A 19,878-nucleotide genomic window follows, 5' to 3' on the forward strand; every position below is an offset into this window, starting at 1 on the left:
AGGTTGTCTGTATAAATTATTTCTCCTGTTGCAGGGATAACACCTCAGTGCTGACCGACTGGGCTAAGCTGATTCGCTAGAGTGAATGAGCGATCGCTGGCTGCTTTGACGCGTCCTTTCTTAACTGCTTAACATACAAAAAATATGCAGACCCCTTTTGCTTCCCTGTCCGCTTGGCAACAGCTAAAGAACCGTGAAATCACTTGCGAAGCAGCGCTACAGCTACTAGTGGATGCTCAGGGTGTCGTTAGGCTGGAATTACTCGATCGAGAAGTGAGCTATCGCTTTTTGCGCGAATTTCCCGATCGCGGGACTTTACCACCCGTGATTCCGCTGTTGTTATGGCGTAACTGCTATTTCTTAGGTAGTCCGATCGCCCTACCGCTAGATGAAATTAGAAAGCTCAGCGATCGCACCTTCACCGAAATCAAAATCATTCCAATTTCTGATAAAAGCTATCGCAACTGGTTTCATAGCCAAAACCTAGACAACAACCGTATCAGCTCAACGCCTCTGGTGAATCCCCTCACCGGAGAACAGGATCAAGAAAATATTGGAGAAGTTACCGAACTCTACCTTTCCAAAGCAGTAGACCAAATCAGTCGGATTCGTACCATCATTTCTGGAGCCTTACGCAACCGGGCGAGTGACATTCACCTAGAACCCACACCGGAAGGGCTACGAGTGCGCTATCGCATTGATGGCATTCTGCGCGATATTACCACCTTGCCCTTAGAAATCAGTCGTCGGGCGATCGTGGCGCTGAAAGTCATGGCAGATATGGACATTGCAGAAAGTCGTCGCCCTCAGGATGCCAGGATGGGGGAAAAGTATGCCTCTGGTCAAGACTCTGACTTGGGCTTAGACATGCGAGTCAGCACTCTGCCTTGTATTGGTGGCGAAAAAGCCGTTATTCGTCTGCTACCTCGCCAAAATCCCTTTTCCAGCATTGACGAACTGGGTTTTACTGAAAAAACCTTGGCCATCTACAAAAACTGGCTACAGCAACCCCAAGGGATGGTGATTTTTACGGGGCCTACGGGTTCAGGCAAGACGAGTACGCTCTACACCAGTTTGCAAGTGGTAGCCACAGAATTTGTCAATGTGATCACGGTCGAAGATCCCGTTGAATATGTGTTGCCACGCATTACCCAAACTCAGGTGCATGAACCCGCAGGCATGACTTTTGCGGCTGGGCTGCGAGCAATTCTGCGCCAAGACCCAGACATCATTATGCTAGGAGAAATTCGGGATAGTGAAACGGCAGAGACAGGAATTCGCGCGGCTTTGACGGGTCACCTAGTCCTGACAACGCTGCACACCAATGACGCAGCCAGTGCCATCCCCCGCTTAAAAGATATTGGTCCTGACCCAGGCTTGATCAGTGATGCTTTGCTCGGCATTGTCGCTCAGCGCTTGGTACGCCGAATCTGTCCTCACTGTGCTGAACCTTATACCCCTACAGAAGCAGACTTAAAAGTGCTCGGCTTAAAGCTCGATGAAGCCTCCCCAGAGTTGTGGCGGAAGGGTCGAGGCTGCCCAAAATGCTTTAACTCCGGTTATATGGGCCGAGAAGCGATTATCGAATTATTAGATGTGGATGATACGGTGCGCCAAATTATCTATGAAGGAACGATGACCCAGTTGCATCGGCATTTAAGCGAAATTAACTTTGCTTCCTTCCGTGGGGCTGCGATCGAGAAGGTAACGACAGGAGTGACAACAATTACCGAGGTGCTGCGGGTTTTACCTCATAGTGCTTTGTATCGTAAGCCAACAGCTCGACCCCAAACGAGCCATATGAAGTTGATTAATGTCACCTCTTAACTACAGCCTGACATTAGACAATCTAAAAAAATTATGTAAAGGCTTGGTAAAACAAATATGCCTGTGTCTTTTTATGCTGGGATAGTTGGGTAGGATAATCCGAAGTATTAGAGGCGATCGCCAATGATGGGGTTGAGTTCTGTTAGTACTTTAGACAGCAGCCCGCTCACTTCGAGCCGCGACGTTGCCAGCTGGATTAAAGAGCTCCAAAGCGCTGACCAGACGTTCTACAACATGATGACGTTGGAGATCTGGTCTCTTGCTCAAACGATGGATGAGATCCAACCTGGCTTTTGGGCGGACTATATGCGCAATCGCCAAACTATTGTCCAGCAATATCTGAAAGAACGGCGACGCCAGGATCCAAGGCTCAATCACCCCTCTGTGCATCGATCAGCACCCAGCCGTAAACTATCTCCCTTTAATGGGGCCGCTGAAAAAGTTGCCAAAGAAGTAACTGGAACAATGATTACCTCCTTCTCGGAGGATTTGGAGCGTGAGCTGTCTAATGTGACGCCTCGCTTGGTTCGTCCTACCTTAGCCAAACCTCAAGTGGCTGAGTCGGCGGAAACCAACAACTTAGTGATTATTGATGTGTTTGAAGAAGGTGAGTCACCAGCTCAAGTTGTTACTCCCAGAAGGCGAGTAGTAGGTGAACCCGCGATTCTGAGCGAGGCCACTACAACTCAGGTTGCAGCCCATCCTTTTGCTAGACCTGCCAGAGAGGCAACCCGTAAAACTTCAGCCGCGATCGCTGCCCATTCTGTACCCACAGCCAGAACTCCCGCCATTGATTTGGTCAAACTGCCACATTTAATGCGTTTTCCGGTGCTTCGGGTCATCCCTGCCTTGGTTCCTACTTCAGCTACAGGCAATTTGGCTACAGCAGTGGTTGCCTGTTGGCTGACTCGCAATTTTCTGGTACAAACACCCGATGTAGCAGGTCAGGGGGGACTGATCAAACGCTGCGATCGCCTGACCTTAGATCCAGGACAATCCATCGTTTGCCGATTGGGTTTTCAGTTGAAAGGCCTAACTTCTGCTGTGCAAGTTCAGTTAGTCGCATCTCTGCGCACTCAACATCAACTCACTGCCAGTTGGTTTGAAGCACCACCATCAACCTCTGAATCTGGAGAGCTAGAACCCCCTGAAGTGATGGTGAAGTTGACAAATCGTGGCACTGAACCTTGCTTGCTAAAAGCGGGACAAGCTTTCTGTCGCTTGGAATTTCTCTGCTCTACCCATTAGGGGCCAAACCGAAATTGGCACCTGGGTGGGAGCGATGGGAATAAACAGATGAGAGGGATTGAAACCTAGATAAAATCAGTTTGGAGATCTCTAAGCTGACTATCACAGCAAGTAGGCAACGTCATGACGAACCAATCCACCAATTTCGCTTTTACTCCAATCAGTGTTGAGGAACTGGCAAACCGTTTGGCAGCTTCAGAAGGCTTGCAATTAGTGGATGTACGAGAGCCGCAAGAAGTCGCGATCGCCAGCATTACAGGCTTTGAGAACTTGCCCCTGAGTGAGTATGCTAACTGGTCTGAGCAAATCCAAACCCGCTTTGACCCTCACACAGAAACCATCGTGCTCTGTCACCACGGCATGCGGTCAGCCCAAATGTGTCAGTGGCTAGCCAGCCAGGGCTTCACCAATATCAAAAATGTTGAGGGTGGGATCGAAGCTTATTCAGTCGTAGTTGATCCTTCTATTCCTCGTTATTAGTCGTTGTTGCTCCTCATTACTTGTGCTAGCTATGACCCCGCAACTACCTGCCAAGGAACCTAAGATTCCGAATTGCAGACTAATAGACTATAGTCACTGAATAGAAGCTTAAAGGGATCGCAGCTACTAAGTACTTTGGGGATCTTCAGGCAGATGGTTACTTTTGTTACTCCTGGCGAAGCAACCCAAAAGAGACCATAAGGCATCTGCTATCTTGGTTGCATCCCAGTTACCTCTAAATCGGGGGTGCATTCAGGTTGGTGAGAGTCAGATCGCTACTCTTATCGAGAGTTCAATTACTGGTTCTATTCCCCTCAATCAGGATAAGTAAAGTGAGTCAGTAATGCACCTTTTCAGTTTATAGACCTCACAATCATTTATCTTCTTTCAATCTTTAATAAAGCTCAGTTAAATTCAGCTACCAATCTCATGTCTGTACAAGTGAATCTCACCGAGCGACAGCAAAGGGTTCTTTGGGCCACCGTACGCCACTATATTGCAACTGCGGAGCCAGTGGGTTCAAAAGCTTTGGTAGAAGAGTACAACCTGAGTGTGAGCCCAGCCACCATCCGGAATGCGATGGGTTACCTGGAAAAAGCTGGATTGTTGTATCAACCTCATACTTCCGCAGGGCGAGTGCCTTCAGATTCTGGCTACCGCATTTATGTCGATCAATTGATTACTCCGTCTGAAACTCTAGCGCAACGAGTAGATCAACTGCTGAGCGATCGCCTGAATTTGGATAGCTGGAGCTTTGAAGCATTGCTGCGGGGGGCAGCTCAGATCCTGGCAGCTCTTAGCGGCTATGTGACCTTGATTACCATGCCTCAGACGACGATGGCTCGCCTGCGCCATTTACAAATTGTGCAGATTGAGCCGAGGCAAGTGATGCTGATTGTGGTCACAGATGCCTATGAAACTCAATCGGTTTTGATGGAGCTGCCGCAAGTCAATGCTGAGCAAGACCAAGCCAATCGCTCAAGCGATCCTGATCTGGTGGAGCGGGAGTTGCAGATTTTGTCCAACTTCTTAAACCATCACCTGCGGGGGCGATCGCTTGCCGACTTACCGCTCCTAGACTGGAGTGATCTAGGGCGAGAATTTGACCAATACGCCGATACCTTGCGGGCTTCACTGGCTGATTTAATGCGACGAACTCAGTCACCTAGAGCCACTCAAATCGTGGTGAGTGGGGTGTCTGAGGTCTTGCGCCATCCAGAATTTTCTGAATTGCAACAAGTTCAAACCATAATCCACCTGTTGGAAGAAGAGCAAGACCAACTCTGGCCTTTGATTTTTGAATACTCTGACTCTGACCAACCGGGCAAGCGAGCTACAGTCCGGATCGGAGCTGAAAACCCATTAGAGCCTATTCGCGCCTGTACCCTGATTTCTGCAACTTACCGTCGAGGTGCAGTTCCTGTTGGCAGTGTTGGGGTGTTGGGGCCAACACGGATGGTGTATGAAAATGCGATCGCGATGGTGGAAGCCGCCGCTGATTTCCTTTCTGAAACTTTAAGCTGATTCATCAGGGCATTATTGGTTTCGGTCAGTCAGCTTGTTAAAATTTCTTCAAGTATCGATGAACTGGGCCGCAGTTTTTATCGATCGTTTGAGGCACTTGATGAGTTCACGAACATGACTCAAAGCTTAAATACCCTTCGTGAACAGCGCCCCCCTAAAAAGCGTGAGGGGACACAGCCGGAAGTTTCCCAAACCCTGAAACCTACTCAGCGCGTGATTGGTTTGACGGGGGGAATTGGCATGGGCAAGACGACGGTCTCTAACTATTTAGCTTCTACTTATCAACTGCCGATCTTAGATGCTGACTTGTATGCCAGAGAAGCAGTGGGACCGAACTCGACTGTATTTTCAGAAATTGTTGAGCGCTATGGTGTTGGCATTCTCTTGGCTCATGGCGAGCTAGATCGTCGGCGTTTAGGCAAGATCATCTTTAACAGCCCTTCGGAGCGGCTGTGGTTGGAACAGCGAATCCATCCTTATGTGCGCGATCGCATGGAGTCGCAGTTGCAAGCTCTACCTGCGGCAACTTATCCCACCGTGGTATTGGTGGTGCCTTTGCTGTTTGAAGCCCGTATGACCGATCTGGTCACTGAGGTGTGGGTGATTCGGTGTGGATCAGCTCAGCAGATTGAGCGCTTGTTGCAGCGAGATGCCAGAACTGCCCCAGAAGGCGATCGGCTGAGTCTGGAGCAGGTGCAGGCTAGAATCGACAGCCAAATGGCGATCGAGAAAAAAGTGGCTTGTGCCGATGTGGTGCTGGATAATGCCTCCACTTTAGATGATTTGCTCAGCCAAGTGGATCGGGCGATCGCGCAACCTAAGGCAAACGCAGACGTAGGCGCAAATGCTCCAAGCAAGCAGCTCAGAGAAAATCTAGAGTGTTAAACCCTAGAGCGTTAAACCAATAGAGATGAACTACTCATCTTCTACTGCTTCGCCACCCACTACGACATTACGTAAACGCAGACTAGGACCGCCACAACCGACAGGTAAGCCACCTTGGCCACCTTTGCCGCAGCCACCTGACTCATCCCAGTAAAAGTCATCTCCGATCGCTTCAATATCGGCTAGCGTTGTAAACACGTTACCGGAAAGAGTTACATCTCTAACAGGCTCCGCGATCGCGCCATTGCGAATCATCCACGCTTCCCCTGCCGTAAACGTAAACATTTCTCCATTGGTCATACCACCGAGCCAATTGCGAGCGTAAACGCCTTCTTTGATATCTTGAAACAGGTCAGCAACGGGTGTTTTACCGCGCTCAATCCAGGTATTGGTCATGCGGACAATCGGGGGATAGTGGTAGTTGAGACAGCGGGCATTTCCTGTGGGAGCTTCGCCTAACTTGCCAGCCGTTTCGCGTGAGTGCAACCGCCCAACCAACACACCATCTTGAATCAATTGAGTGGTGGTTGCTGGGGTGCCTTCGTCGTCGTAGAAGTAGCTGCCCCGATGTCCAGGTGGCTTAGCTCCGTCGAAAATTTGTAGCTCTGGAGAACCGAACCGCCGCCCCAAGGTCATGACTTCCAAAATGTCAGGATTTTCGTAGGCCATGTCGGCTTCAGATAGATGCCCAAAGGCTTCGTGGACAAATAAGCCTGAGAGAATTGGGTCAATCACAACGGTATAGGTGCCACCTTTGACGGGTTGCAGCACCAAAGCATCTACTGCCCTCTGAGCAGCACTACGAACCTGAGCATCTAGCCCTAACAAATCTTCGTAGCCACGCCGAGAACCAGTAGTTTCCCGCCCAGTTTGCACAGTTTCACCATTACGGGCTGTAGCCGCAAAGCGCATCTCCATATCCACCCAAGACTGTTCAATCAGGGTGCCTTCGGACGTAGCAAAGAGGATGCGCTGAGCGCTGTCTCCGTAGCGCACAGAAATCGTCGTAATTTGCGGATCAACAGAGCGCAAAAGACCTGCGTAGTAGTCACATAGATTTTTCTTTTGGTCTAAAGAAACGTGGCGTGGATCTTGGCCTGTCAGCGGCAAGATGCAAGTGTCTTGAATGGGGGTAATCGGCGCTAGGATAGTTTCTTCATCTCCTACCATCCGGGCAGCGGCGATCGCTTCTTCAATCCGCTCTGCCAGTCCTGAAAGTCGATTAAAGCTAGCAAAGCCCCAACCGCCTTTGTGACAAGCTCTCACTTGTCCACCAATCGAAATACCCTCACTTAAGCTTTCGATCTTGTCTCCCCGCAACAAGATGTCGGTGCCTTCGGCCTCTTCTAGGCGAATGGCCAGGTAATCCACCTGAGAACGGTAGCGAGCAACCAAGTCGGAAAGTAAGCTTTTGGCATCTGTGAGCAAGGTCGGCATGATGGACAGGGTTTGGGTAAACTAACTCCATTTTGCAGTTAATTGGAGCAAGGCTGCCACCCTCTTGCGGCTTGTCAGTTGTCCAGTTAGACAATCTGCCTGGGTGCAGCCAGAACCCCTAGCTCAACCAAGACTCTGGGACAAGATTTTAAGGGCAACGGAGATTGACACCTTAGAGTTCGGTTCTACGCCTAGCTTGGATTGGCTGATACCGATAACCTGGTACTAGATGAAATGAAATTAAAGTGAAATTAAACAGTATTCGCAGTCTCGATGCCATGACGAGCGACTGCATTGGGGGGCTAGAGTTGTGCATCAGTGGTTACTGCCAAGCTTAAGTGAAGTATTAGCCCAGGGCACCCCAAACGGAGCCACTAATGGTGCTGCATCGGCTGTTGAAACAAACACAAGCCATGTGTCGATCGCGCGGCAACGAGTGCGGGCCGAACGGGAGTGGTGGGGAGCGATCGCGGCCCTTAACGTTTTATTGGAAGTGACCTTGCCAGAATGGGCAGAACCCGTAGCAACGGCTCAGTTTTCGTGCAAGCAGCGTTCCACTCTCAAAGCCAAGCAAGGATTAATTCTCGCGGGGCCATCCTGTATCTTGACGCAACCCAGCCTCAATGCCTGTCTAGCGTCTTGGGTGTTCACACCTAAAGCTTTAGATGCCTTTGCTTGGATGCCTTTTCAACTGCCACCCGCCTCATCAAGTAAAGAGCTAAGTAAAGAGGTATCTGAGGTTCCGGAAACCACCCCTGCCTTGCCTGTGTTGCCTGGTGATCCTTTGGCGACAGAACAATTTTGTTTGGTTTTAACCTCAGCGTTTAGCTTAGTGATGGTGTTGGGGGAGAAGGCAACGGGGGAACCCGCTTTCAGTTTTTCTTTTGACCCAGAGGCGGTGCAAAGTGCTTGGCGATCGCTACGGCCCCGTGCTTTACTTACCAGCCCTCACCAAGTGGAACGCTTAGATGCTTTGGTAGCTCAGTTTGCGCCCACAGCCCCGGATTACAAAACGGTGATGCAGTTTAGTCGGCTGCTGCTGCAACATTTACCAGACCCGATCGATTTAGAGGCGGAAGCTTTAGATTCCTCCCGTCTAGATACTCACACCTTTAAATCGGAGACAGGTCATTTGGTTGTAGAGCCATTTCCTGAGTTGGCAATGGCCAGCGCTACAACTAAAGCGATGCCTTCAGAGGCTCATGCTCCTGCTGACACGATGGCCGAGCCGAAGAGTAATTTGGATGTGGAGTTGTTGCAGGCGATCGCTCATGAAGTACGGACGCCGCTGACAACAATCCGCACTTTGACTCGCTTATTGCTGAAGCGCAAAGACTTAGCGCCTGAGGTACTAAAGCGGTTAGAAATTATCGATCGCGAGTGTAACGAACAAATCGATCGCTTTGGCTTGATTTTCCGAGCAGTTGAGTTGGAAACGTCGGCGGTGAAGCGTCCGCCAGTGGCTTTGGCTTCGACTTCGATTGACCAGGTGTTGCAGCAAAGTATTCCACGTTGGGAAAAGCAAGCGAGTTTGCGGAATCTGACGCTGAAGGTGTTGCTGCCTCAGAAAATGCCGATGGTGGTGAGTGATCCAACGATGCTGGATCAAGCTCTGACCAGTTTAATTGAGCGGTTTACTCGGAATTTGCCCAGTGGTAGCCATATTCAGGTGCAGGTGATGTTGGCGGGGAGCCAGTTGAAGCTACAGTTGCAGTCTGAGTTGCAACCGCAGGCTGACCCATCCACTCATACGAGCCATTCGGCGCGATCGGCTTTGAAGTCGATTGGACAGTTACTGATGTTTCAGCCTGAGACGGGTAGCTTAAGTTTGAGTTTGGGTGTGACGAAGAATTTGTTTCAAGCTTTGGGGGGCAAGTTGATTGTGCGAGAGAAGCCTCAGCAAGGGGAGGTAATGACGATTTTCTTGCCTTTGGAAGTGAGTCATTTGTAGGTGATTCCCAGCTTGGAATCCGAGCCTTGGGGGCACTCGCCCCCAAACCCCCGCTGAGGGACGGTTGCGTCCCCCAGACCCCCTCCAAACGAAGCTGAGTATGGGTGTTTCGAGCCTTGGGTTTTGGTAGCTTTTGGTGATTAGCTATTGGCTTTTGGTTCGCAACTCCTCACTCCTCACTCCTCTCTCTTCACTTCCGGACTCCTCTTTCATCCCTCATCCCTCATCCTTCCTCCCTCCACAGGTGCTCTATAAATCGGCAAAAGAACATTAAAGGTGGAGCCTTCGCTGAGTTTGCTTTTGACTGAGACGGAACCGCCGCAACGGAGGAGGATTTGTTGGACGATGGTGAGGCCTAAGCCTGCGCCGCCGGGATCTTCTCCAGCGACGTGACGGGCGCGGTAGAAGCGATCGAAAATTTTGGGAACTTCGCTGGCGGGGATGCCGATACCTGTGTCGCGGAATTCTAGCTGGATGTAGTCTCCCTGCTGTTTGGCTCGAACCCAAACTTGGCCTGCTTTGGGGGTGAATTTGATGCCGTTGTGGAGCAGGTTAATCACAATTTGTTTGAGCCAAGCGCTGAGGCAGGAGACGGGGGGCAATTCTTCTGGCACGGTGTAGGCTAGCATGATGCCTTTTTCTTGGGCTAGGGGCTGATAGGTGCTGACGACTCCGGGCACAATTTCGGCGAGCGAGACGGATTGCATGGTGGAGTTTTCGATCTCGCGATCGAGTTGCACTAAGTCGAGCAGGCTGGCAATTAAGGAGCCTTGGCGATCGCATTCTGTACCCAGGACTTGCATGTAGCGTTGTCTTTGGGCTGGCTTGAGGCTGGGGGAGTTGAGCAGGGTTAGGGCGGTTTTCATGTTGGTCAGGGGGGTGCGTAGTTCCTGACCGACGGTGCTAAGAAATTCGTCTTTGAGCCGCAAGGCGTTAAGCAATTCTTCGTTTTGGACTTGTAGCGCTTCAGCAAGTTCGGCTTGCTTGCGGTAGATTGTGGAGCGATGCCAAATTTCTTCTTGGCGTTGGACTTGTTTGGTGAGGAAACGGCTGAATAGATTGGGGTCTGCTGGCTGAGCGAGTCCTTGCTGCAAGAGTTGGTCCCAGCTACCGACTAGTTGAGAGGCGGCGATCGCGGACTCGGAATGCAGAGTTTGAGTCGCGGTCACGGCTTGCTTAATGCCTGCAAAAACTTGTTGCAGGGTGGTTGGGTTAAAGGAGCAACAGGCTAGGAGGGGTTGTTTTTTCTCTAAGCCCTCTTCTTCTCCAGTTGCTTTTTCGGCAGCTTTAGTTTTAGCGGTAGGGTTAGCTGCTGTGTCTGCTTTACCGGACCTCAAGGATCGAGGCCGATGAGCCAAGACTAGACCCGAAAATTGGGGGGATAGAAAAAATAAGAAATATTCTCGTTTTAGCTGACTTTCGGCGGCTAGCTGAAAGGTAACCAAGGCCGAAGACGAGTGGGAAACAGCAGAAAAATCTGCGACTTCCTCAGCATTTCTCAGCAAGTCTTGGTTAGGATATGCTTCCCCCTGCCCATTGGCGATCGCAGAAGTGGCACTCAGAGCTTCATCTTTAGAAGTTTTGAAGAGATATAGGGTGTGGGGTACCTGAGCGAATTCGCAATAGCGCTTAATTTCGGCTTGCCAAACGTCATCACGGGGTAGCTTGATCCAAAGCGTGGCTGGCAATTTCTGCTCGATCAGAACGTCAATCGCAGAACTCACAATAGATTTGAGAGTCGCAGGGCTCACTTGCAGAGGGACGGGGGACTCTTCAGACTGGAGGGCAAGTTCGTAGAGTGATACGTCTTGAGTGATAGATGAGCTCATGGGGTATGAAGAAAGTGACAGCAGCTTAACACCCAACCTAGGTGATTGGACTGAAACCAGGTCTCCTTTCAGATCTACTGACTATTCGCAAAAATTGCCACCTACTCGCATTCTTTCGCAACATTTCTGAGCGTGGAGCTAAAAATTATGTTAAAGATTGAGCACAACAATGTAGGGGCAAACGGCCATTCGCCCCCATAAGAATTCGTCACTCAGGCCAGTTAAGGCGATCGCTCTCAATTGCGATCCTGGAACCTCGGCTTTTACCGCAGTTCTAAAGCGGCTCTAGCTTGTTCGCGATCGTCAAAGTGAATTTTCTCGGTGCCTAAGATTTGGTAATCTTCGTGGCCTTTACCTGCAATTAGCACCCCATCTCCAGGTTTGGCTTCCAGAATGGCAGTACGAATAGCTTCGGCGCGATCGCAAATAACCAGAGGCTTAACGGTTTCTGGAATCCCAGCCAGAATGTCTTGCAAAATCCGCTCTGGATCTTCAGTCCGGGGGTTGTCGGAGGTGACGATGGCGAGATCTGCGAGATCTGCGGCAATTTTGCCCATTTGAGGCCGTTTGGTGCGATCGCGATCGCCACCACAACCGAACACGCAAATCATGCGCTCTTTAATAAAGGGCCGAGCGGCTTTAAGTAAGTTCTCTAAGCTGTCTGGGGTGTGAGCATAGTCCACGATCACGCTAATGTCTTGCTTAGCGTTGATTTGGACTCGCTCCATCCGTCCGGGCACCCCGGAGAACTGGGGTAGAGCATTGACAAGGGTGGGTAAGTCTAGACCCAGATGAAGCGCCGTACCAACCGCAGCGAGTAAATTGGCTAAGTTAAATTGACCGACTAAAGGCGATCGGAAGGCGATCGCTCCTTTGGGAGTGTGCAGTGTACCGCTGACTCCGTTCGATTCGTACGTGAGGTCACTTGTCCAAAGGTCAGCATTGGGGTCTTGGGTGCTGTAACTCCACACTTGCTCTGCTGGTAGCTGATCGATTAAGCGCCGCCCGTAAGCATCATCTTGATTGATAATGGCTCGGCCCTTCAGGTAGCCAGGGCTAAATAGAAGGGCTTTAGCGGCGAAGTAATCTTCTAAGTCGCGGTGGTAGTCTAAGTGGTCTTGGGTGAGATTGGTGAAGACGGCGACTTCAAATCCACAACCTAGGACTCGACCTTGAGCCAGTGCATGAGAGCTGACTTCCATCACGCCATATTCAGAGCCTGCTGCCACTGCTGCTGCTAGGTTTTGTTGCAAATCAACAGCAAATGGGGTGGTATGAGCTGCGGTTTTTTGATAACCAGGCCAGCGAGCATAGAGGGTGCCGAATAAGGCCGTGGAGGAAGTGGCTTGATTGAGTAGAAATTCGATCAGATGGGTAGTGGTGGTTTTGCCGTTGGTTCCTGTGACACCGACTAGCTGTAGTTTTTGGGCAGGGTAGTCGTAGAAGGCGGCGGCTACCTGGGCACAAGCTTGTACCATATCGGCAGCAGGAATCACACAAGCATCTTCCGCTTCAGTGTGGGATCGTTTTTGGGCGGCAGTGGATGAAACCAAGGCTGCTACGGCACCAGAGGCGATCGCGCTGGGCCAAAATTCACCACCATCGACGCGGGTTCCGGGCATACCAATAAATAAATCTCCGGGTTGGCAAGCGAGAGAGTTGGTGGTTAACCCTTTCACTTCGAATTCCAAGGCGGAATGACTAGACGGTTGGGTAACGCTTGGTACTGCTGCTAGTAATTCTCGTAGTTTCATGTCAGCAACTCCTCACATGCTCATCCTGGGCCTATTTTGACTGATCTGCTAACCAATATTTCTGTAGCATTTGTTCCAACTGGGTGACGCTGGCTCTGGGTGAAGGACGGGGTAATAGTTCTTCTACGGCCCCTGTGGGCTGGGGATTAACTCGCAAAAGGACAGGGATTTCGTACTGGTAAGCCTGAAACCAATCGTTACGGGTGGTAATGTCGCGAATTTCTAGGTCAATCTTTAAGTTTTGAATTTGAGCTAGCTTTTCCTGTAATCCTTCGCATAGGTGGCAACCAGGTTTACTGTACAAAATTAATCGCATGCTTTGTTTTCTACCTTGGCCCCTGCAAAATCTGTTTTGTTTATCCGCTATGAAGCTTATTTTTTCAGGAAAGTTTCGTTATATCCAGCGATTTGGCAATTTCTTGTGTGCAGTTTTTAGTTGAAGCCCGAACCTTGGGGGCACTCGCCCCCAAACCCCCGCTGAAGGACGGCTGCGTCCTCCAGACCTCCTCCAGACGAGTTTAACTACAGGTGTTTCGATACCTGGGCCGTTACTTCTTCACTGCTGACTGCTGGCTCCTGGCTTTTCTCTTCTCCCCTTTCCCCTTTCCCCTCACTCCTCTTCCCCCACCTTTCCTCCCTCATCCTTCATCCTTCCTCCCTCATCCCTCATCCTTTCCCCTAGTCGATGCTAAGTTGTTGTATACCCAGTCGATTCGTTGTGCCCGGATGAACTGAAGTGGCAATTAAAATTCTGCATCTTTCTGATATTCACATGGGTAGTGGGTTTTCCCACGGACGGGTTAATCCAGAAACGGGGTTGAATACTCGCCTGGAAGATTTTGTGGCGACGTTGGGGCGTTGTATTGATCGGGCGATCGCGGAGCCTGTGGATTTGCTGCTGTTTGGTGGAGATGCGTTTCCAGATGCGACACCGCCGCCGATTGTGCAAGAGGTGTTTGCGACTCAGTTTCGCCGTTTGGTGGACGCTCAAATTCCGACGGTGTTGCTGGTGGGCAACCATGATCAGCATTCCCAGGGGCAGGGTGGAGCCAGTTTGTGCATTTACCGGACGCTGGGGGTGCCTGGGTTTGTGGTGGGCGATCGCTTGGAAACTCACCTAATTTCTACTCGTAATGGCCCGATTCAGGTGGTGACTTTGCCTTGGCTGACACGCTCAACGTTGTTGACCCGCCCAGAGACGGAAGGGCTGTCGATGGCGGAGGTGAATCAGTTGTTGATCGATCGCCTGCGGGTGGCGTTAGAAGGGGAAGTACGCCGTCTTGATCCGGAGGTACCCACTGTGCTCTTGGGTCACTTGATGGTGGATACTGCTTTCTTTGGGGCGGAGCGGTTTCTCGCGGTGGGGAAGGGGTTTACAATTCCACTGGCGTTGTTGGCGCGGCCTTGCTTTGACTATGTAGCGCTGGGGCATGTGCATCGGCATCAAATCCTGTGTCATGAGCCGCCTGTGGTCTATCCCGGCAGTATTGAGCGGGTAGATTTCAGTGAGGAAAAGGAAGATAAGGGTTTTGTGTTGGCTGAGGTGGAGCGAGGAGCGACGAAGCTGGAGTTTTGTGCCTTGCCTGTACGAGCATTTCGCACGATTGAAGTGAATGTTTCGGAGGCGGAAGACCCCCAAGCAAAGCTACTAAAGGCACTGAAGCCAGAGTTAGTGGCGAATGCTGTGGTGCGGTTGATCTATCAAATTCGCTCTGAGCAACTAGACGAGATTGACAATGCGCCTTTGCATGCCGCTCTGCACAGTGCCCACAGTTATACGATTCAGCCAGAACTAGTCAGCCAGTTGGCTCGCCCTCGTTTACCAGAATTAGGAGTTGGCAGCAGCATCGATCCTTTAGCGGCTCTGAAAACTTACTTGGCCAATCGGGAAGATTTGCAAGATATTCAGAGCGATCTGCTGCAAGGGGCCCAAAGCTTACTAAACACTGACGAGGAAAAGTGGCTTGACGAACAGCCTGCGATCGCTAACCATTCAGGTTCCAGCCGAGCCCTAGATGGAGAAACCCAATTGCGCCTCCTTTGAGCCAAGCTTAGTAAAAATGCTTGTGGCTTGCGCAGGCTCAGTTCTCATGGCCGTAGGCTTCAGTCTATGAGAGTTCAAATGATTGCAGCGTTGAGAACCAAGCGGAAATAATTTTGCAGCCAATGGGCATGATGTGTCTTAAAGTGCGGCATCCTGCTAATGGGAGCAACCACAGAGATCCACTCATTTCTGCAATTTTTCTATCGCTAAACCTATGGTTAAACTTTTACCCAGTGTTTTACTCGCGCCAGCTTTAATGACTGCAACGCTGCTTCTTAGCCAGACTCAGGCCGTTACTCCTGTTTGGGCGGGCACCTGTGCTTCTCGGTGTGGTCCTAAGCCAATCCAGTTCACTCCAGGACAACGAATTAGCGTGGAAGTGGTCAATCAGACTGCGAGTTTAGTGCAGTTTCAAAAAATCTTTGGGACTGATCCGGTACCCATGCGGCCTGGACAGGAACTGAGGTTTTCTCAAGGTGGGGGTACAGAACCGAATATTTCTGTATTCTTCTGGGACGAAACGGCGCTGCCTCTACAAGCTAGAATTTCTCAACCGAATCCTAAAACACTCAGAATTGAAATTCGGCCCGGAGGCAGACCCCCTGGCGATCGCTCTGTTTATTTGTTAAATGATGGTCGTGTTGCCATCTTTTAGCTAGTACAATCGGCTGAGCGTATTTGAACTGAAACATTTGTGCTAGATTTACCCGTTCCTTTATCCCCTAATTTGCCTCCCCGTGAGCACCGACTCCCCGATAAACGGTGGGATATTGCTGAGCGTGATTTGGAACGGGTGGAGGCGATTGTGCAGGCGACCCAGCTTTCACCGCTGCTAGCCCAAGTGCTGATCAGCCGGGGCATAGCCACGCCAGGGCAGGCAGAAATTTTTCTGGACCCAGACTTACAGGTGCTACCTTCGCCGCTGGAAGATTTTCCAGATTTAGCGGTGAGTGTGGAGCTATTGCAGGAGGCGATCGCCAACCAGCACAAAATTGCCATCTGTGGCGACTATGATGCCGATGGCATGACTAGCACAGCCTTGTTGCTACGGGCTTTGCGAGCTTTGGGCGCGGAGGTGGATTATGCCATTCCTAGCCGCATGAGTGAGGGCTATGGCATTAATGAGCGCATTGTTGAGGATTTCCATCGCGAAGGGGTACGGCTGATTCTGACAGTGGATAACGGCATTGCTGCGGTCAAACCGATCGCTAGAGCTCGTGAGCTGGGTTTAGCCGTTATCGTCACCGATCACCATGAAGTCCCGCCAGAAATTCCACCTGCCAATGCCATCCTCAACCCCAAACTGATTCACGAAGACTCGCCTTATCGAGGGGTGGCTGGAGTCGGGGTGGCCTATATTTTGGCAACAACCCTAGCTCAGCAACTGGACGCGAAAGACCTAGGCAATTTACTGCTAGAACTGTTTACCTTAGGAACGATCGCGGATTTAGCGCCTTTAACCGGGGTAAATCGGCGTTGGGTAAAACGAGGGTTGCAGCGATTACCCAAGTCGCAGATTCCTGGGGTGCAAGCTTTAATTCAAGTGGCTGGGTTAGGTAGCTCCAAAGCCCTAAAGCCAGAGGCGATCGGATTTAGTTTGGGGCCGAGAATTAATGCAGTTGGGCGGATTGCTGATCCGCAAGTGGTAATCGAGCTGTTAATTACCGATGACATGGGCGTGGCTCTAGAGCGGGCAATGCAGTGTGAGCAAATTAATCAGCAACGTCAGCAACTTTGCACCCAAATTGAGCAGGAAGCGATCGCCTGGTATGAAGCTAGTGATATTGATCTGCAAGACGATCGCGTGTTGGTTTTAGTGCAACCCAACTGGCATCACGGTGTAATTGGGATTGTGGCTTCTCGGCTGGTCGAGCGTTACGGGGTACCTGTTTTCATTGGCACCTATGAGGATGACAACCAAAAAATTCGTGGTTCGGCTCGTAGCATTCCCGACTTTCATGTGTTTGAAGCGTTGGAGTTTTGCAAGGAAGTTTTGGAAAAGCATGGAGGCCACCAAGCAGCAGGTGGTTTTACCCTCTTAGCCGAAAATCTGGAAGAGCTGCGATCGCGCCTCCGCACCTTCGCCCGTACGTCTCTTCAGCCCGAACAGCTTAAGCCTCTCCTGGCGATTGATGTGCAAGCTCACTTGGAGCAAATTGACTTGCCGCTTTACGAGCAAATTGACGTGCTGCATCCCTGCGGCATTCAAAACCCCGATCCGGTTTTCTGGACTCCCAATGTGCGGGTAATTGAGCAACGCACGATTGGAAAAGACCAAGCTCACCTCAAGGTCACTATGAGCCAAGATGTCAGCTCATCTCATACTCCCCTAGCGGCGATCGCTCAACCTCGAATCCAGGCCTTGGCATGGCGCTGGGGAGAATATTATCCGTTGCCTAATCGAGTCGATATTGCCTACAAGTTGCGAGTGAATGACTGGCAAGGTCATCAAACAGTAGAACTAGAATTAGTCGGTGTCCGGTTGCCTAGCACTGAAATTCCCTCTCAAGCTTTGGAACCTCTGACTCAGCAGGCTCCAGATGCTCCGACTAGTCAGCAGATGTTTGATTACCGCGATCGCCAATACACTTGTTGTCTTTACGAGCGGCAAAGTGGTAAAGAGTTGAGAATCACCAACTCGGAAGGGCAGCAGCTGGTGATCCAAAAAGGACAAAAACTAGGTTGGTTGATCAAATCAGATGTGGAAGCCAAACAAGTCAATGTTTCACAGCCATTCTTCTATCAACTGATTAAGACGGCTCTATCGGCTTTGGGGTCATAAGCGCAATTAAAATGCGGGCAAGATACCCGCACTACGTCTGCTCAACAATTCAACTTATTTTGGTCAACTTAGTTCGACTAGCTATCGAAGGGTAGGCCTATCCAGCCACGGGAGCCAGTTCTGCTTCACTACTTTCTTCATCCTGAACTCGTCGCAATGAGGCTTTGTTAAAGGCAGGGAACGTCAGTTGGGGATATTGCCCTTTGGCTTGACGGAGTTCCTCAAAAATCGGATCGTCTAATCCCGTGACGACGCACCAGACTCGCGATCGCGTGAGGGCCACAAATGCTTCATTGCGCTTGTGGAGTTCGCTTTCTTGCTTCCAAGCCAGAGGCCGAGTAGCCCAGTGAAAGCGACAAGCATAAACTTTCCAAGCTTCGTTGCCTTTGGCGCGATGGATATTGGCTAAAGTCACCTGTCCGGGCCGCATAAATTCATTGCGATGCGTCTCTCCGCCTGCCATAAAGCTTTTGATACCGTACGCAGCTAGCTTCGCCTGAAAGCTCTGCCAATACTGTTTCTCGCTCTCTCCAGACAGCGCAGTGACTAAAATATCTGTGGGCTGAAGACCATGCCGTAAATCATTCACAATTTGCTGCGCGATCCACTCTTGTTCTTCTGCTTCCTGCTCAAAGGTCTGGAGGCTGAGTAACTCGGCGATCGCTTCTCTAGCTTCAAAATCCTCTTGGTCAATTGGGTGTAGATTTTTGTCGGCAGGGCGGGCGATCGTCACCTGTTGTCGTGCCTGAACACTAGCATCGGTAAAGTCTCCCTCCAGCACTTCGTAGCCTAGCTTCCGCCACTCGGCCTGATTGCTCACCCCTTGCACGGGTCCCTCCGGTCTCAGTAGCCCCATGTTGACGGCTTGTGCTGCCATCAGTAGCAATTGTGGGGTACGGTAGCAGCGATTTAGGTTTTCCGACTTACGAACTGTTGTTCCTTCATAGAAAAAAGATTGGTTGCGTCCCAAGCCTAAATCCACCACCGGGACACCATCCGCATCACGACCAAATACTTGAGCGGGTTCGGGCACCGTTAAGGAACCGATTCCCTGCGCCTCGTCGTAAGCCCAGTACAAGCGCTTTGGCGTTGTTAGGCTATTGCGAGCGAGTCGGTAAAAGGCAAAGGGTAAGTCTTGACCTTCATCAATCAACACCACGTCATAAAGGCACGGAATCGGAGACACTTGCCGCTCCAAGCCACTACAAACATAGGCGAAGGCTTTTGCAGGCGAAACTTTGCCAATTTCTTGCTCTACATCCTTCACATTCTTCGGCTTTACCCCAGCTTCGATCGCCAAAGTGCGATAAAATCCTGGCTGATCTTTGGCTCCCCAAGCATGTAAAACCTTGAGTTTTTCCCAGTTTGGCGCTTTACCTGTGAGTTCCTGATAATAGCGCCCGATGCGTTCTTCAATAATTTGTTGGTATAGCGATCGCGTAAAAAACACAAAAGCAATATTCCAATCTGGATGCTCCGCATGAATTTTGGCCGCTCGTTTAGCGAACAAAACTGTTTTTCCCGTCCCCGCTAATCCTCTAAGTCGCTGAGGCCCATCTGGATACTCAAAAGCGATTTTCTGTTGATTTTCATCTAAAACTTTGACCTGGGATTCCAAGTTTTGAATGACTCGAATCGGGCTATTAGCCGCAGTGCCTTCTGGAATCTCTCGGGGCAACGTAACTGGCAAAATTTCGACAGTAGTTTGGTGAGTCATCATTTACGTTTGTAAGGGTAGATGCAAACACAGCAAAGCTTTGCGAAAAAGAATTCCTTCAGAAATCTTCTCCGCCCTCAAGCTCACTCAGTTATTTAGTTTCTGAAGTAATTTCAGTAGTTTTAGCGTTACTTCTAGCTTGCGAAGCTGCTTGAGAACGAACTATAGCAAGACCTTTAACCAGCAGGAAAGCACACAGCAGCTTTGCTTAAAATGCCCCATTTCAACTTCAAATAACAGGATGAATTCTAGGTTTCTAAAAATCCTATAGATTGCTTAAATCAGGTTTGCCATAACAGTTTGGCTGGGTGCATACCGAGACATTGAATCCTGCCAGCCCATAGATTTCAAATTTTTCTGACTTGCGATCGCATTACGTGATACAATTACAAAGGAAATT

At 50.3% G+C, this 19,878-nt stretch carries 14 protein-coding genes; 9 read left to right on the forward strand and 5 right to left on the reverse strand.

Annotated elements, in window-relative coordinates; genetic code table 11:
• The first annotated feature begins 144 nt into the window (after positions 1-144).
• From KME12_10130 to coaE, 5 genes are all read left to right on the forward strand, one after another.
• Positions 145-1,827, forward strand: a complete 1,683-nt coding sequence (locus tag KME12_10130; GenBank protein ID MBW4488134.1) for a GspE/PulE family protein — start codon at positions 145-147, stop codon at positions 1,825-1,827.
• Positions 1,828-1,950: 123 nt separating this feature from the next.
• On the forward strand, positions 1,951-3,075 hold the full coding sequence (locus tag KME12_10135; GenBank protein MBW4488135.1) for a hypothetical protein: 1,125 nt from the start codon (positions 1,951-1,953) through the stop codon (positions 3,073-3,075).
• A 123-nt stretch (positions 3,076-3,198) separates the two neighbouring features.
• Positions 3,199-3,555, forward strand: coding sequence for a rhodanese-related sulfurtransferase (locus tag KME12_10140; protein ID MBW4488136.1), 357 nt, complete (start codon positions 3,199-3,201; stop codon positions 3,553-3,555).
• Between the two features lie 429 nt (positions 3,556-3,984).
• The gene (gene hrcA, locus KME12_10145) at positions 3,985-5,079 is read left to right on the forward strand and encodes a heat-inducible transcriptional repressor HrcA (GenBank protein ID MBW4488137.1); all 1,095 of its coding nucleotides are present in this window, start codon (positions 3,985-3,987) and stop codon (positions 5,077-5,079) included.
• Between the two features lie 114 nt (positions 5,080-5,193).
• Complete coding sequence (gene coaE / locus KME12_10150; GenBank protein MBW4488138.1) at positions 5,194-5,964, forward strand: dephospho-CoA kinase; 771 nt, start codon at positions 5,194-5,196, stop codon at positions 5,962-5,964.
• A 30-nt stretch (positions 5,965-5,994) separates the two neighbouring features.
• Here the strand turns inward: coaE and KME12_10155 are convergent, their stop codons facing one another.
• A complete protein-coding gene (locus KME12_10155) occupies positions 5,995-7,401 on the reverse strand; it encodes a TldD/PmbA family protein (protein MBW4488139.1) in 1,407 nt (468 codons plus the stop codon).
• Between the two features lie 679 nt (positions 7,402-8,080).
• On the opposite strand from KME12_10155, the gene KME12_10160 reads away from it, so the two are divergent.
• A complete protein-coding gene (locus KME12_10160; protein ID MBW4488140.1) occupies positions 8,081-9,352 on the forward strand; it encodes a HAMP domain-containing histidine kinase in 1,272 nt (423 codons plus the stop codon).
• Between the two features lie 209 nt (positions 9,353-9,561).
• Here the strand turns inward: KME12_10160 and KME12_10165 are convergent, their stop codons facing one another.
• From KME12_10165 to KME12_10175, 3 genes are all read right to left on the reverse strand, one after another.
• Entirely contained in the window at positions 9,562-11,181 is a 1,620-nt protein-coding gene (locus KME12_10165; protein ID MBW4488141.1) for a histidine kinase, read from the reverse strand.
• Positions 11,182-11,444: 263 nt separating this feature from the next.
• A complete protein-coding gene (locus tag KME12_10170; protein ID MBW4488142.1) occupies positions 11,445-12,935 on the reverse strand; it encodes a UDP-N-acetylmuramoyl-L-alanyl-D-glutamate--2,6-diaminopimelate ligase in 1,491 nt (496 codons plus the stop codon).
• A gap of 31 nt (positions 12,936-12,966) precedes the next feature.
• Entirely contained in the window at positions 12,967-13,251 is a 285-nt protein-coding gene (locus tag KME12_10175) for a glutaredoxin family protein (GenBank protein ID MBW4488143.1), read from the reverse strand.
• Positions 13,252-13,707: 456 nt separating this feature from the next.
• On the opposite strand from KME12_10175, the gene KME12_10180 reads away from it, so the two are divergent.
• The 3 genes from KME12_10180 (at position 13,708) to recJ (ending at position 17,761) form a co-directional block, all read left to right on the forward strand.
• Positions 13,708-14,979: an exonuclease SbcCD subunit D gene (locus KME12_10180; GenBank protein MBW4488144.1), complete on the forward strand. Its 1,272-nt coding sequence runs from the start codon at positions 13,708-13,710 to the stop codon at positions 14,977-14,979.
• A gap of 214 nt (positions 14,980-15,193) precedes the next feature.
• A complete protein-coding gene (locus tag KME12_10185) occupies positions 15,194-15,634 on the forward strand; it encodes a hypothetical protein (GenBank protein ID MBW4488145.1) in 441 nt (146 codons plus the stop codon).
• Between the two features lie 147 nt (positions 15,635-15,781).
• Complete coding sequence (gene recJ / locus KME12_10190) at positions 15,782-17,761, forward strand: single-stranded-DNA-specific exonuclease RecJ (protein MBW4488146.1); 1,980 nt, start codon at positions 15,782-15,784, stop codon at positions 17,759-17,761.
• A 97-nt stretch (positions 17,762-17,858) separates the two neighbouring features.
• On the opposite strand, the gene KME12_10195 is transcribed toward recJ, so the two are convergent.
• Complete coding sequence (locus tag KME12_10195; protein MBW4488147.1) at positions 17,859-19,481, reverse strand: hypothetical protein; 1,623 nt, start codon at positions 19,479-19,481, stop codon at positions 17,859-17,861.
• Between the last annotated feature and the right edge of the window lie 397 nt (positions 19,482-19,878).

Source organism: Trichocoleus desertorum ATA4-8-CV12, from assembly GCA_019358975.1.
GTDB lineage: Bacteria > Cyanobacteriota > Cyanobacteriia > FACHB-46 > FACHB-46 > Trichocoleus > Trichocoleus desertorum_A.